Source organism: Dyadobacter sp. CY327 (assembly GCF_021390415.1).
Lineage (GTDB): Bacteria > Bacteroidota > Bacteroidia > Cytophagales > Spirosomataceae > Dyadobacter > Dyadobacter chenhuakuii.
The window spans coordinates 139,859-155,590 of record NZ_JAJUXJ010000007.1 but is presented as its reverse complement, the minus strand read 5'-3'; the positions used below and the strand labels follow the sequence as shown (position 1 = coordinate 155,590).

13 protein-coding genes are annotated in these 15,732 nt (G+C 43.7%); 7 read left to right on the top strand and 6 right to left on the bottom strand.

Features of this window, described 5'->3' with window-relative positions; translation table 11 throughout:
- Position 1 precedes the first annotated feature (1 nt).
- Genes LZG74_RS16855 through LZG74_RS16845 form a run of 3 tightly spaced genes read left to right on the top strand, consistent with a single transcriptional unit; the run spans position 2 to position 9,003 of the window.
- A complete protein-coding gene (locus LZG74_RS16855) occupies positions 2–295 on the top strand; it encodes a hypothetical protein (protein ID WP_233797702.1) in 294 nt (97 codons plus the stop codon).
- The gene (locus LZG74_RS16850; protein ID WP_233797701.1) at positions 292–2,961 is read left to right on the top strand and encodes a hypothetical protein; all 2,670 of its coding nucleotides are present in this window, start codon (positions 292–294) and stop codon (positions 2,959–2,961) included. The genes LZG74_RS16855 and LZG74_RS16850 overlap by 4 nt, the downstream gene beginning before the upstream one ends.
- Positions 2,962–9,003 carry a hypothetical protein gene (locus tag LZG74_RS16845; protein ID WP_233797700.1) on the top strand — a complete coding sequence of 2,014 codons (6,042 nt, stop codon included), beginning with the start codon at positions 2,962–2,964 and terminating at the stop codon, positions 9,001–9,003. It abuts the gene before it with no gap.
- A gap of 62 nt (positions 9,004–9,065) precedes the next feature.
- Here the strand turns inward: LZG74_RS16845 and LZG74_RS16840 are convergent, their stop codons facing one another.
- The 4 genes from LZG74_RS16840 to LZG74_RS16830 form a co-directional block, all read right to left on the bottom strand.
- On the bottom strand, positions 9,066–9,296 hold the full coding sequence (locus LZG74_RS16840; RefSeq protein ID WP_233797699.1) for a hypothetical protein: 231 nt from the start codon (positions 9,294–9,296) through the stop codon (positions 9,066–9,068).
- 26 nt (positions 9,297–9,322) lie between these two features.
- Entirely contained in the window at positions 9,323–9,565 is a 243-nt protein-coding gene (locus LZG74_RS16835; protein WP_233797698.1) for a hypothetical protein, read from the bottom strand.
- 28 nt (positions 9,566–9,593) lie between these two features.
- Positions 9,594–9,803 (bottom strand): DUF6965 family protein, encoded by a 210-nt coding sequence (locus tag LZG74_RS26570; protein ID WP_409014500.1) that lies wholly within the window; start codon positions 9,801–9,803, stop codon positions 9,594–9,596.
- Positions 9,804–10,023: 220 nt separating this feature from the next.
- Entirely contained in the window at positions 10,024–10,509 is a 486-nt protein-coding gene (locus LZG74_RS16830; protein WP_233797697.1) for a hypothetical protein, read from the bottom strand.
- Between the two features lie 43 nt (positions 10,510–10,552).
- Between LZG74_RS16830 and LZG74_RS16825 the strand changes: the two genes are divergently transcribed.
- The 3 genes from LZG74_RS16825 (at position 10,553) to LZG74_RS16815 (ending at position 13,292) form a co-directional block, all read left to right on the top strand.
- Positions 10,553–11,200, top strand: a complete 648-nt coding sequence (locus LZG74_RS16825; protein WP_233797696.1) for a LexA family transcriptional regulator — start codon at positions 10,553–10,555, stop codon at positions 11,198–11,200.
- A gap of 1 nt (position 11,201) precedes the next feature.
- Positions 11,202–12,473: a Y-family DNA polymerase gene (locus LZG74_RS16820; RefSeq protein WP_233797695.1), complete on the top strand. Its 1,272-nt coding sequence runs from the start codon at positions 11,202–11,204 to the stop codon at positions 12,471–12,473.
- 78 nt (positions 12,474–12,551) lie between these two features.
- Positions 12,552–13,292 carry an SOS response-associated peptidase gene (locus tag LZG74_RS16815; RefSeq protein ID WP_233797694.1) on the top strand — a complete coding sequence of 247 codons (741 nt, stop codon included), beginning with the start codon at positions 12,552–12,554 and terminating at the stop codon, positions 13,290–13,292.
- Here the strand turns inward: LZG74_RS16815 and LZG74_RS16810 are convergent.
- Both LZG74_RS16810 and LZG74_RS16805 read right to left on the bottom strand, forming a co-directional pair.
- Positions 13,289–13,780 (bottom strand): hypothetical protein, encoded by a 492-nt coding sequence (locus LZG74_RS16810; RefSeq protein ID WP_233797693.1) that lies wholly within the window; start codon positions 13,778–13,780, stop codon positions 13,289–13,291. The genes LZG74_RS16815 and LZG74_RS16810 overlap by 4 nt on opposite strands.
- 280 nt (positions 13,781–14,060) lie before the next feature.
- The gene (locus LZG74_RS16805; RefSeq protein ID WP_233797692.1) at positions 14,061–14,465 is read right to left on the bottom strand and encodes a hypothetical protein; all 405 of its coding nucleotides are present in this window, start codon (positions 14,463–14,465) and stop codon (positions 14,061–14,063) included.
- Between the two features lie 123 nt (positions 14,466–14,588).
- On the opposite strand from LZG74_RS16805, the gene LZG74_RS16800 reads away from it, so the two are divergent.
- Positions 14,589–15,371, top strand: a complete 783-nt coding sequence (locus LZG74_RS16800; RefSeq protein WP_233797691.1) for a DNA-formamidopyrimidine glycosylase family protein — start codon at positions 14,589–14,591, stop codon at positions 15,369–15,371.
- Positions 15,372–15,732 lie beyond the last annotated feature (361 nt).

Genomic DNA, 15,732 nt, shown 5'->3' with positions numbered 1-15,732 from the left:
ATTGAAACACCTTACCCCTTACGAAATGAATTTAATGCGTTCGGGGTACAACAAACGATTAGAAGATGAGCGGGAGCTCGGCAGATTTCAGGCATGGACAAACTATGTTACCCTTGTCTCGATAAACGGGGGTACCCCTGCCGGTTTCGACGAATGGATGAACCCGAAATCTTCTTCCGATGACGAGACAGGACACGAGTCGGCCAAATCCAAATCCCTCGCAATCAAGAAAGCTCGAAAAATCAGTGCTAAGAAAAAAGCGGCTCTCGAAGCCCAAATGAACGCAATTCCATGAGTGATAAAGTTGGTGGTGCAAACGTAAAGATTGGCGGCGATGCGTCCGGATTAATTTCTGAACTCAACGCAGCCAGACAAAGGTTTGCGCTTTTCACGAGGGAATTAAATACAAACGTTACCCAGGCATACAAAAGGGCCGACGCAGGCAGGAAAGTGTTTGGTGCGGGGCTTACCAGATTGGGCGATGAGGTATCAAGTCTCGGGCAAAAGATGCTCGTTTTTGGTGCGCTCCCAACGCTGTTCGCAGCTGGTAAGGCTTACAAAGACTATACAGAAATTCAGAGAATGGAAAAGGGTCTTTCCTTATATGGAGAGACCCTTGAAGATATTCGCAGGCTCGCAAAAGAACCGAACATTGGCGTCTTCGACGGCGCTAAATCCCTAGTTGGTTTGAGAGCGGTACGGATAGAATCCGAGCTTGCTGAAAGAGCCGTTAAAGCGTTTGCGAATGCCATTGCAGGGGCTGGCGGTAACCAGGCAGACTTAGAACCTGCTTTGTTTAACTTAAAGCAGTTCAAAGGGACACAGAACATAAACACTGTTGACCTTCGTCAGCTGGCTAATCGGATACCTCAGACAATGGAGGTACTCGAAAAAGCTTTTAAAACAACGGATCCTGAAAAGCTTAATAAGCTTGGCATCGATCGGTTTATTGAAGGCTTCGTCACTGAACTTGAAAAGCTCCCAAAGGTTACGGGTCTGGCCGCGGTTGCAACTGAACAACTTGGAGACAGCTTTACTTTTACTTCTGCGACTTTTGGAGAAGGAGCGGAAAAAGCGTTTGATGTATCCTCTCGTCTATTGGCGTTAGGCGCTACGCTTGACGATCTTTCCACAAATTTCAGAACACTTAACCCAGAAGGGCAAAAAACAGTTTTAATGCTTGGCGGGCTTGCTGTTGCAGTTCCCCTTATCACTGTTGCATTAGGAACGCTAATCAAACTCCTACCGATCACGGCAGCGGGTTTTGCGGGCATTTCCTGGCCTGTTGTTGCGATCATAGCCACAGGAGCGGCGCTGACTGCACTCATTGCCCTATGGCCGCTACTGAATAATAAAGCGGCTGAATTCAATTCTCAGCAAGAGTTGATGACAAGCTTTACAACAAAGCTAAACCCTCTTGTTGCTAAATATCAGGAACTTACTTCAAATGCGAAATTAAGCGGCGAACAGCAAAAAGAATTAAAAAAGGTTACCGCCGAGATAGCGAAGATTGTTCCAGACGCCGCGACGGGTTTCGATAAATATGGCAATGCAATAGATATAAACATTGATAAAGTAAGAACCTTTATCGGTGAACAAAAACGGCTTTATGAAGCGCTAGCAAAAACCCGCAAGGAAGCGATCTCCGCTGACATATCGGCGAACACTACAAGGATCAAGGGGCTTTCAAATCAGCTTAAAGAGGGAATAACGTACGAGGCCAATCAGAGCGGCGTTGCTGTTAAGAGATCCTTATCTGCTGAGGAAAAAAAGGCGCTCAGGGATCAAGTAAAGCAAGCTCGGGACGAGATCCAAAAAGCACGATACGACCTACAAGGCGTTGAGGGAATTGACTCAATAGCAGATAGGCGTATAGGGAGATACGGTAGCAAAGAAGAAAAGCCGTTAAAAAAGAAAGAGGATGATGCCAAAGGCGCTAAGGGTGCAATAAAAGACCTCACCGAGGCCGAGTTGCAGCTGTGGAACATAGATATCACTATGCGAGCAGCTGAGCAACAAAAAGCCCTTAAAGATAAGGTTCAAGCCTATAAAGAACTTTTCGGAGTTACTGCTAACCTAAGCACTTCACTCCTTGCTATTTCAAAGGTTACGCTACCCAATAACATTATTGGTAGCACGGCCTATGACACTAAACAACGCGCAAAAACTAAAACTGACGGACTCGCAGAAACGCGAATGCCAGAGACAATACGAGCCATTGTTGAGCCTATCAAAGAAGCAAGAGAGCAATTCGAAGAGTTAAAGAATCTTTTCTCGGCGGGATGGTCAGATAGTGACATCCTTAAATTTATGGACTCCCTGCCAAAAGTTGCCGGGCAAAGTTTCGAGCAATTTAAGGAGCAGGTTGATAAATCTGCGGAAACACTTGAATCACTTAATCAAGCTCTTACAGGTGCTTTACAAGGTGCTATTACTGATTCGGCGGTCGGATTTGGCGAGTTACTTGGTAACCTGGCAAGCGGCGTAGGTGGGATAGATGACTTCGGAAAGAAGCTAATCGGCTCCCTGGCAAATATGCTTAAGGAAATGGGTAAAGCTATGATTGCGGCCGGGGTTTCTGCGATAGCCTTGAAAAAGCTGATGAAGGTCCCGGCCTTAGCAGTGGCGGCAGGTATTGCCCTTGTTGCTGTCGGTCAAACCTTAAATAACAGCGTTACAAAATCTGTCAATAAAACCAGCACAACAAGGTTTGCAAAAGGTGGACTCGCTTACCGGGAAATGCCTGCAATTGTGGGCGATAATCCTAATGCACGGTTTGACCCTGAAATGATCGCCCCCTATTCTAAGATACATAGCTCTATTCAAAAGAGCGTAAAAGAGGCCGGTCAAGGAAATAATAATACAGGTGGATTTATCGCAGAAACCCGCATTGCAGGCGGAGATCTCCTACTCGTAATAGAAAAGGCACAAGCAGTTAGAAAAAACTTGAAAGGATATTAAATGGCGCTAAGCTTAAAGTACTTTGCGCGATATCGCGATATTAATGGTGAGGTAAAGGAGATACGCTTTCTAACAAATGATTGGGAGGGAGCGGCCGAAGAATGGTTCTGTACAGACGGAGCCGTAACTTTTGACTATGGCGGATTTGACGGTATGTTTGATCAGCCTATTGTGGCTTCACAGGCTCAGATAAATCTTCACCTAAGTAAGTATTACGATCTTTCCGAATTTGTCTACAATCGAAAGACTTTCTTTTGCGAGATATGGAACACTGAAACAAACGAGATACAGTGGACGGGATGGGTAGAGCCTTGGAACGCAAGACGCCCTCACAGAAAGCCGCCTTGGAATGTTAGCTTAACGGTTAGCTGCGGCCTTGCTCACTTATCAAAGAAAAAATATCTGAATAAAACCAACGTCTTCAAAAAGACAGGGTTGCAAATTATTCAGGAATGCTTAGAAACAATCGGGGCTACTCAGAAGATCCGGATATCTACTCACATGGTCGAAACAACCTGGGGTGGTGATGATCGGCTCGGGTTGAATAGCTTCGAGATAAACACAGCCAGGTACTACGATCAGAACGGCGAGGCGATGTATTGTGATGTCATTGTAAACGACATCCTGAATCACTTCAATGCCGAGATTTTACAAGACAAAAACCGCTGGGTAATACGGGCAGTCGTTGATAATGCAACCGGGTTTGAAACTGGCTATATTGATATCAACGACCCTAGCGCTCCGGCAGATATGCCGTTTACATACGTTATCAACGATAACGATTTGGTAGCTACTGCTGATGGCGGAGAGGTCAGTATACTTGCCCCAATTAATAAGTACCGTACAGAGATAGACTTTGGAACTCAGATGCCGTTTTTCGAGAACGGTAACATGGTTCTATGGACTGAAAATGGCTTAGTTGCTTGGGACTTTTCGCACATGCCAAAGGGCAATCCAGGATGGGAGCGCTTTGAAAGGGGCGGAGAAATAACCAGGGGCGTTTTACAAATCAACGGCAAGTCTCCGAATCCAATCCGAAAGAAGCGGCCGGTTAAGAAGAAAAACCAATGGTTGAAAAACCTGTTAGTCCTTCCACTGCTTGTTGATGCGATTAAGCTCGTTTCTAAAAAGTCGTGGATGGATATTGAGCCTGCTCAATACATTGAATCCCCAGGCGGAATAATTGAGCGAGGCGACGAAAGCGTCACCATTAGTTTTGACTACGAGACAGAGGCTTTTTCTCCTGATATACTGATTTCTATCCGGATACCATTAACGCAAAAATCAGGGAAGGTTGTTAATTTTTGGGTTGATCCTTCCGAGGGCGTAGCGCTTGCTGGCGCGGACAAGTCTTTGTGGGGCGCGGACGAAGAATTTCATTTGATACGGATACCGGCCGTTGACATGGGATCCCTTACCGATAAGGGTACAATTAATGTTTCCGGAAACCCGAATTACCCCGTAGCTAATTTTACTCCTGGATCCAAACAAGTAGATTGGACATGGACAGTTGAGGGGGTTCCCGCTGGACAGACAAGAAAGATTGGAGGGGTCAATGGGGTTATAGTTGAGAATGGTGACCTAATAGTTGCTAGGATCCCGAATAACGGAGGCACACAGGCAGAAGTTGGAGGGCGTTGGGAGGTTATTAATGTTCGCAACAATATCAAAAAAGGGACATTTACGGCTCCTGTTGCGATCAATCAGTTAATTATCGTCAAGGCCGGGGATCCATGGCCAGCAGATAAAATTTATGTCCGTTTCTACAAGATGGCCGATGACAAAGGCTTTCCTGGGGATTGGTACAGAGTATACAATTTAAATGGTGCCCTCGAAGGTTTTGTTGCAAAAGAAGAGTCAGCGCAATACGCTACGACATTACAACGCGGAGACGTAACCGACGAAGAGGCAAAAACGATTAACCTGATTTCGGGGGATTACAATCCTTGGTATTCCGGGTCCTGGACTAAACCGGGATTAACGGAAAATACAAGGACTTGGAGGCGTCGCCCTAGCTTGGATGAAGGCATAAGTATTTACCGTGCAATGATGCTTGACAGGCTTTGTTTAACAAGCCGTCCATTAAGAGTAGTTGAGGGTAATATAGTAATCGGATCAGGCGAGCCCGCCCTTACATACCTTCATACTTTAATTATGAAGGATATGGATGATATGCGTATGCGTATCACTCGATTCTCCTATAATGACTATACACGCCGAGTAAGATTTACAGCCGTAGAGGTAAAGTATGAAGAGATTCCGGGCAGCGAGTTAAAGCAGGATGCTTATATCCCGGGGTCTCGTCAGTTAAACACTATTCCAGGTCAAGGCGATGGTGTTTATCCAACAAAGCAAGATAGTACAAACGGACGGTTAAGCGCGGAAGACGTGCCGTTATCTGAGGCGGAATTATTAGAAGCAATAGAGAGCGGAAGCAGATTAGCAGCGCTGTTTGAGAACATTCCTCCGTTGATTTTTATTGCAGGTGAGCTTAGCACTGAATCGGTTGATTTAAACAAGTACCTCTCAGAAATTGTTATTTATAATAACGAGAACCAGGAGGAAGAAGATCTTTTTGATTTTAATGCGCTGACATGGGAGACCGTTAGGAAACCTGCATGGGTTACAGATCAAAGGATTGTTTTCCTAAACGCTTCTGTAACTGGCAAGCCACTATATATTGGGCAAGATTCGATAACCTTCAAAGTTGGCGATCCGGAAATTGAAAAGACGGATGAGGAAATTGCAGAAAACGAGGAACTGGCGGCGGAAGCGGAAGAAGAAGGTTTAACAATTCCTCCCGAGGTTCCATTTTACATTGAGGTCACTATCCCAATCCAGATTTTACCAAAGACAAAGGTAACTTATGAGTTGTTTGACGCTACCGGCGAGTATGATTCAATCGGAGCTCTTCCTGGTCAATATCCAGTAGTTGATGCCATTGATATTGCAGCCAAGATAAACGGTCAACACGACGGGTGGCAGATGACACTCGAGGGCGGCGGATCCACTGGAAAAGAAATAAAACAGACTGTATCAAGTGGAGTAAACCCTACGGATTCAGGCAAGTACTTCATGTTTATCGAAGATGGCGGATTTCCTGTTGTTGCGGGTCAATATAAGCTATATGTTACAACATTCTTAGATGAACGGATAGTTAGCCGCCAAAACGTTAACTTCATACTTTATGACGCGGAGTTTCTAAATAAACTAAAGTTCTTTCTCACCTCTGGTGGAGGAGATCTTGGAGAAATATCGGCTGACGGCACAAGTAAGTTTATCAAACCGGCATCGCTCAATATTAAAGCGATTGCCGACGACGTTAACCACGATAAGGCCGTAATCACTCTTTATCAGAATGATGTCGCTTTAAAGAGCAAATCTTACACATTAGGAGCTGATTCGCTTACCGGTACTTATCTGGTTTACGACGCAGATAGTGAGCTTGCAACGGGTTTTTATACTGTTGAGATTATTCTCACCCTTGAAGGAGAAGAAGTACTGGTTAGGTACGCAGATTTCACGATCAATGAAGAAGAGCCAGAGGTAACAAGCGAAGGTCTGCAAATAGGAAGTATCGCGCCAAATACGACAAGCTTTAAATTAATCCAGGATCTTGTATCTACTGGAAACTCCTTGACGCTTCCGACAAACTGGACAGCTCGAAATGTTGCGATTTCCAAACCGTTTAATTCGGAAGAGTGGATATTGCTGGAATACAAAGGCGAGAAGCTTATTGCGGTTGATATTTCTCTTTACACGAAAGAGCCTCAGATCGTAAACTATGCTACCGATACGATAGAATCAACTTCCTTTCTTTTTGGTAAGCTGAATTCTACCAAGATTGGTAAAATCCATAAAACGCCGTCTACGTTTCGATTGATTAACACCCGGCGCATGGATGGCGCTACGATCGCTATTTACCAATCAGATTTTTCCTTTGGCGCGGTTGTTCCAATTGAAGATGTAGAAGTTTCTGAGCCAGGAAATGGCATCGTCAAGTTGTTAGCTGGTAATGCGTTAAATTCGGTTACGGAAGATTCTATTCAAACCATTAACTGGCAACCGGATGAACTTACGCTTACAACTGTTGAGCCGGAATCTCCTAACGATCCAGACGCCGCGCCTAAAAACGTTGCTGCTGTTAAATTAAAGGGTATCACCTACCCTTATATCCAGGATATGCCAGCCAAAACGGTTCTGGGTAATCCTACCACAGCAGATGGGACGCCGAGAGCTATTTCTATTACTAAATTAGGCGTCACTCCAGATCCAAATGATATCCCTAATGTAGATTACATTGACAAGATCATAGATGGTGTTATAGATGGAACGGCTAATTACGTCCCCCGTTTCGGGCCTGACGGGCATTCTCTGATTAACAGCACAATGTTCCAGTATCAGGGTAATATTGGTATTGGCACTACTACCCCTATTGATTCGTTGCATGTGGTCGGAAGTATAATAGCTTCTAAGAGCTTTATTTCCCAAGTACCAACAAACACACCGCCCTTAATTGTTGCGTCTACTACACTGGTGACTAATCTTCACGCTCATTATGTGAGCCGGAATGTTGTTGCGGGGACAGGTCTAACGGGCGGTGGATTGCTTACCGCTGATAGGACACTTGCCTTTGACACGGTATGGGGTGATGATCGGTATGCGTTAAAGACATTTGTGCCGACTCTGCAATCTGTCTTAACGGCAGGCAATACGGCTACAAACCAAACCATGTCTATTCAAGGCCCGGCAGGATCCTTGAATTACATTTCCCGTTTCGGCTATAATAACGGTTGGCTTGAAATTCTTAGCGGTACATCGGTTACAGATAGTTTTTTACCTACAATAAAAGGCACTAGCGCAACTAGTAATGTTTACGGGGTTGGGATTATCGGACAAGGGCAAGACTCTTATTCTCAGGCCGCAATACTTTTGTCAGGTAGAAATACATCTGGGACAGGGACTATCACGGGGAAGGTTCTATCTGTTCGTAACTATACCACAGAAGTATTTTCTATCGATGCAACCGGCAACTCGGTAGCGACAGGGGTCATAACTGCTATCGTTGGCAATTCAACACAATGGAGCGAGGCTTACAGCTGGGGCAATTATGCGCTTAAAAGCGTTGTTGCTGGCAACGGGATAACTGGCGGTGGGGGCTTAGCAACCAATCCTGTTATAACGCTTGGTACGCCTTCGCAGATTACGCAATCATCCACGAATTCGGTTACTTCGACCAGTCACACACACGCAATCGATAAGGCTAATTTAATAGCCGGAACGAACGTTTCATTTACCGGATCAGGAACAGGCGTATTATTAGGAACAAGTAATTTAACAATCAATGTAGGTTCTGTTCCCTGGAGTACAGGAGTAAGTGGTAAACCTACTTCGTTATCCGGTTTCGGTATTCTGGATGGCGTTACAACGGGTACTTATACGGCCGGACTGGCTACCAAAGAAAATACTTTTGCCAAAGGAGATATCATACAGGGTTTTGGATTATCTATAACAGGCGGATCATTACTTAATAAACTAGTAGGTAGTGAAGATGTAACATTTGCATTGTCTTCGTCCGGCGTTGGGGCAGGCACTTATAGATCGGTAACAGTTGATTCCTACGGGCGCGTTACGGGTGGTACAAATCCAACGACAATTGCACAGTATGGTTTGACAGATGTTTACACAAAAAACCAAGTAGACATCTTTATTGCAGGCAGAGCTCAGGAAGATCATACACACACATCCGACGAAATACTGAACTTCCCGGAGCAGGTTAGATTGCAGCTTTCCGCAGGTACAGGGATAACGTTCAATCAGACAACAGGCGTGATTAGCGCAACAGGTAGCGCCGGGCCTGTAGGCGTAGGAACACAAGCTCAAAGAAGAGCTACTAGTGGATTGGGGAAACTATGGGTACAGACAGACGGGGGAACCTACGGAGCAGGCCTTTATTACTTCTATACTGTTGGCGGTGTTAATGCCTGGATCAGGTTAAGTGAAGATTCGGTTGATTACACTTTCACAGGTGGAGGCGCATAATATGTAGCATATGATTTAGTAATAGTGCATAAAAAAGGGGCTTCTGGCCCCTGCTTTATTTATCAATATCCCCATTGCATTTCAGAAACTTCTTTAACGAGATCCAGATAGTTATACTGACCCATGGAGCATATTCCATTAGGCTGGTACCATTCATCGGTGTGTCCCACAAACCCGCCGTTTTTCTCACCAGTAATCTTGATGGTGCGAGCGAATCCCAAATTCTGAGCCTTTTGCGGGTCTCTTACTTCGTAAATTTTTCCTATCCGAAGAGTAGTGTCGTTCAGTGCCATTTTCAGTGTGTACTTTTTCTCTTGAACTATGAACCCATTTTTGTGATAAGTGTTGCATCGCCATGAGCATTTATATTAAACCAATGTACTCTCGTTCCAGCATTTACTCCTGTATAACGGTATACTTTTACCCCTTCCATTTCAAATTCTAGCACAAAGACGCCTTCCTCTGCAAGCCTAAGAAACCTCTCGATGTCTTGTGCATGCGCTTGGGCGTGATAGTCAAACCACCCATGGATATAAATGTGATTTATTGGCTGTTCACTCATATTCGTTAAAGTACAAAATTTCAAGATCTTACTGATTTCTCTCAAGCCATTCCTTGAATTCTATTAGTCGAAGTCGGCAAGAGTCAACCGTCTTATGGCCAGGATTCTGTTGTAAGATGTAAAGCTCGGCCTCCACAAACGCCTTCGGGTCTACGATTGTACTGAACTTGTTTATTTTGATAGGGCCTTCCGGTAACTGCAGTACTTTAAAATATTCTTCCAGCTCTTCAACGGTCATGATGATCTTCTTAACTTTCTAGTGATTTATTCAAATTCCTCCTGTCGCGAAGCTAGCTTTTAAATTTCAATGCATTATTGCGACTAGCGTTATTTCAGAGTAAGCAAGCAATTCAGATAACGACCATTTGCGATGTTCGTTCACCGTAATATATAATAGCCAACCAGTTTCCATCATCAAAGATCTGTCAACTTGCTGGCTTACTGATTCGTGTGAATGTCTATAAATCTCGATCTCGTTTCAATGGAATTTTGAATTTAGAAAATAGCTCTCGCCTCCTTTGATCTGCCCGCCTTATCGCGTCAGACGCATCTTTACCCCAGTAGGTTCCGCCAACACCCCACTCTTTATTCGGGTTTTTAATCTCCTCTTTTCGCATGGCAACAACATGTTCTGCCTGATCGTCGAAGTCTGGCTCATCAAAGCTTTTACCCAACATATCCCAAGGGTCAAACAGATATCCGTCCCTATGCATAGAGATCTTATATGGAGTATTTCCAATTTTTACCTGGTTGGAGTATTTATCCACCTCAATTTCGCACTTATCAGCGTCAATTTCTTTAACGCTAACGCCACCTTCAATGAATTTGCCAAGGCGGCCAGCAAGCGTTTCGGCAACGGACTGGTCGCTAAAAGCCGCTACGGGCGTCTCTTGTTCATCTTCTCCTGAGTAAAGAATGTGGACGGTTTTAATATCGGTTTCCATAAATTACGAAATGGGTAGGGTGACTTACTATAGATAATAAAAGATGTTGACAGGTAAATCCAGGTGCATCACGAGACCATCGTTCAAGATTTCACTAGCTCTGAAAGATTTTAAAAATAAATATGGGAATATAAGAAATGGAGGGGCTTTTACAATCTTTTCCCAGGCAGTCAGCTTGACTTATCGATTATTATTTGATACTATTGATCTCATTTTTATGATCCTTAAAATATCATTTTCACTTATGCGTACTGTATTTAGCTCGCTTTCAGGCAATTTAAGAATTTCTCAAACATTTAGATTTGAGGGAATGGTTTTAAACTTGATTCCGGCTATAAGTGCGGGGTTTCCATCACCGGCAGCTGATTTTATTGACGTTAACATTGACCTCGGAAAGGAGTTAATAAGGAACCCTTCTTGTACCTTCTTAGGTCGGGTACGAGGAAATAGCATGCAAGATGTTGGAATTAACGATGGTGATATTTTAATTATAGACAAGAGCTTACCCCCGTCAAACGGGAGAATAGCTGTTTGCTTTCTTGATGGAGAGTTTACGGTGAAACGAATTCAGTTTGCAGAAGACGGCTGCTGGCTGGTTGCAGAAAATCCTAAGTTCCGCCCTATCAAGGTCACGCAGGAAAATGATTTTTTGATATGGGGTATTGTCATCAACGTAATTAAATACATGTGACATGTTTGCACTGGTGGATTGCAATAATTTTTATGCAAGCTGTGAGCGCCTATTTAGGCCCGATTTAAACGGAAAGCCCGTCGTTGTGCTGAGTAATAATGACGGTTGTGTAATAGCGCGGTCCCAAGAAGCGAAAAAGCTTGGGATAAACATGGGAGCCCCTGCATTTCTGTTTACCAAACAATTCAAAGAACATGACATTCATGTGTTTTCCAGCAACTACGCCCTTTATGGCGATATGAGTAGCCGCGTAATGTCCCTATTATCGCGCTATACACCTGACATGGAAGTATATTCAATTGATGAGGCATTTCTTAAATTTGAAGGATATGAATATTTTGATGTAAAAGAGCTTGCGCGTGAGATTCGCAGCGTGGTTACTAAGGGAACTGGCATTCCAATAAGTATTGGCATAGGCCCTACCAAAGCGCTCGCCAAAATGGCGAATAAGATGGCAAAGAAGTTTCAGAAGGCGACAGGTGGAGTGTATGTAATCGACAACCAGGATACGTTGATTAACGTTTTAGCTTTCTTTAAAATCGGCGATGTCTGGGGCATTGGTCGCGCTCATGAAAAACGGTTAAGGGCGATGGGCATTGAAACCGTGCTGGATTTTACTCTGATACCGGAAGATTGGATTAAGAAAAACATGTCAATCGTTGGCTTACGCTTGCAAAAGGAATTGGCGGGCATGAACACTCTTGACTTGGAAGACACCAAAGCAAAAAAGAACATCGCCGTTACGCGTTCATTCAATGAAAACTATACGGAATATGGTAAGGTAAAGGAGCGGGTAATAACATTTGCCACGATATGCGCAGAACGCCTCCGGAAACAAGATTCATGCTGTAACGTCATTCAAGTTTTTGTACAAACCAACAATTTCCGGCCCGAGCAGCCACAATATAACAAATCCATTACCATTGATCTGCCTTTCCCAACGAACAGTAGTATAGAACTTGCTCACTTTGCTGTTGATGCGCTAGAAAAGATATATAAAGAAGGCTACGCTTATAAGAAAGCGGGCGTAATTGCCATGGAATTCACTCCCGAGGCATTTAAGCAAAAGATGTTATTTGCTAATTCCGACCCGCGGCATGCCCAATTGATGGCCGTTGTAGACAAAATGAATCAGGCTTTGGGCCATCAAAAAATCAAACTTGCCTCTCAGGATATGGACCGCGTTTGGAAAATGAAACGGGAAAAACTCTCGCCCAGGTATACTACAAGGCTCGACGAGATCATTACCATCCATTGCCCGCCTCCAACTTGACTCGAAAGATTCGTAATCATGTAACTTTTTGAATTATGCTTATGTTACAATTACCGCATACCAAAACGAATACTGTCAATGTGTTATCACGTATCCAACGAAAGTGACGCCGAACAATTGAAGATAGATTTTAAGCTTCCAATGGACAAAGTAGAGCAGTTTAAAAAGCGATACGATTTCAATGGATTCGAAAAACCATTTCTTCCAGTAATCTCGAAAGAAAATCCAAGGTTAATTGATATGTACCGCTGGCGCCTGGTCCCACACTGGGTGAAAGATGAAAAGGATTTCAAAGCCAATACGTTAAATGCACGCAACGACGAATTGTTTGACAAGACGTCTTACCGGCAGTATTGGGAGAACAGATGTCTGATCATTTGCACGGGCTTCTTCGAACCGCACTATCCGGACCTAAACGGCAAGGAGCATGAAAGCTGGTATATTAAGCCGAAGAATAGAAAATACTTTGCGCTGGCCGGTATTTACTCAGAATGGAATGGAATGAAGACATGCAGCATTGTAACGACTGACGCCAGCCCGCTATTGGCAGAAGTTCATAACGATGGGAAAAGACAGCCACTTATATTACAGGGTGATGCCGCTATGGCATGGCTTGTGCCCAATCTAACTCAGGATGAAATGAAAAGCCTGATGGCTTACCAATATCCCGATGAACAATTGGAAACATATCGGGTGATCGACGGAATTTACAATGCAAAGCTAAATACCAACTTGCCTTCGGCAATAACGCCCTACGAGCGGCCAGCATTTGATACACTATCTTTGTACGGGCTTGATGATGATAAAGGCAGTGATTAAACCGCGGATTCTTCCTGCTCCGCCGCGGAATTTGCGAGCGCAGCAAAGATAACCTTATGTTGAAGTATTGCACGCTCGATTGCCATCTCTTCATCCGGAGCCCAGAACACACCGCCTATAAGCCACTTTTTATCAGGGTTCTCTGTCTCAGCTTCCTGCATTTCGACAACCCAATCATAAGCCTTTTCAAGTGAATCTTCCTCCCAACTCCGAGCGAAAATATCGGCTGGCCCAAAAGGAGTTCCGTCTGGATTGAGTAAGACGTAGAAAGGAGCCATCCCCATTTCGATTAGTCGGGCGTATTTATCGACTGGCAAAGTGTTCTGATCCGACGGCATCGACTTAACGGTTACGCCTCCTTCTATGAATTTATTGAAGTACTCGGCCAGGCCTTCAGCTAACCCCAAGTCACTAAAAGCTGCAACTGGCTCGGATTCAGAATCGTCATCCGAAAATAGTACATGAATTTTGTCAAATTGATTCTCCATTTTTCAATATTTGAAACGTAACCCACCACCACTATGAACTCTATAATTTCCACCCGAGAAATGAACATACGCAGGCGGACTATTATGTGGTTTTAAAATTATATAATAAATGTTCCCCTGATGCTCAATATCGCCAACTTCAAAAGTAAGATCGGTTCTTCCGAAATGTTGAAGATGTGCATGCATGAACTCGACTACCTCATGCAAAGTCTCGCCTTGCTCAGCTATTATCTCCTGCCGAGACCAGGCCATCCACTCCTTATGACCTTCGTAATTTTCGTCAATCGTGACCATAATACCTACTAGTTTCGTGAGAACTCTTTTTGACTAACGGGAACTCGGTTAATGGGTTGAAAAAAACGTCATCCTTAAGAGAAGCTATCGCCATAACTTTTCCATCCAGTATGATTACTTTTATTAGCTCACCTTCCATTTCCCTTGTGGTAGTTACGCCAACGGTCTGCATACAGCGCATTACAAAATGCCCGAAAAAATCTGTTCCTTGGTTGGGGATGGAAAGAAACGCCTCCGGCCCACCAAATACAAAGTAGCCCTCATCGACTTTAATTTCCATCGAAGCAGAAAGTGCAACGGAACCTATCGCTTCTCCGATCGTCGCATCGTCAATTACATGAATTTCAAAATCTATGATTTCGGCGATAATCGCTTCTGAAATATCAAGCATATAATGTTAGGTTGAATTAATAGTTTGCTATAAAATAACCCTGCCCTATAAATTTACTTCCCATAACCTTATGAAAAGAATGCCGCTGTGCTAATTTTGAAGTTTCATCCAAACATTGAAATCATGCCAGAAGTACCTGAACTTAACATTGTGGGCCTTACCCTCGAAAAGCACTTCAAAGGTCAAAAATTCAAGCGATTAGAGGTGCTTTGGAAGAAGCGTGTGAAAGCTACTGAAGAGGAATTTAACGACGCCTTGAAAGGCGGAACGCTGCATTCAGTGGGGCGTAATGGGAAAGAACTTCATCTAAAATTTGATAACGGTGCAGTCCTCGGGATCCACATGATGTTAACGGGCAAAATGATTTTGCTACCTACTGATCAGAATTTGAAGAATCCAATATTCGAATTGACATTTGAAAATGGTGCTGGTATAATTGTATTAGACGGACTGGGCCAAGCAAAGCCTATTCTAAATCCCGAGATCCCATCAATACCTGACATCATGGGTGACGATTTCACTGAGGAGTACCTAAGGAAAATCCTGGCAAAAACAGGTGGCAAAATTAAAGAGGTTATCCAAAAACAGGAATGGATCCGGGGCATAGGAAGTGCATATGCAGATGAAATTCTTTGGTCAGCAAAGATCTCGCCATATTCGGTTGCTAAAAATATACCATCGGCCAAAGTAAAAGATTTATATGAGGCGATCCGTAACGTGACTGTTGAGGCGACAGCAGAGTTAGAGAAACTGAAGACTTCAAGCGATGTTTTTGAAATGGAAAACAAAGATCACCGTTACGTTCACAATCCAAAGAAAACTCACTCGCCAGATGGGGAAGAGATAATAGTTGGCAAGCTCGGAAGTGGAAAGACGTATTATACGGAAAGCCAAACCCTATACTAACCATTCAAGTGTGAAGAAATTTGATTAATCGCACAGATTGACCTTGAAATAAACCAATCCAACCGGATACTCATTTCTCAGTTCTTTTCCGTCCCCTACCTGTTATAATGCCTAAAAACGCTATGGCAATGGAGGGATACCACTTTATAAGAGAGATTGAGCAATTTGACACTGACTCATATTTGCCTCACCTGGGATGGATTGCTAAGGATATAACCACTCTTAAAATCTATTCGAAATTTGACTCAACTTACTTTTATCTCCATGATGAAGTACAGAATAGATTATTTGAGTTTTCCGCAGAAGAGCCTGCTAAGTTGAAGTCAGCCGAAGCATACAATAAGGTTGTAGAACAATATTT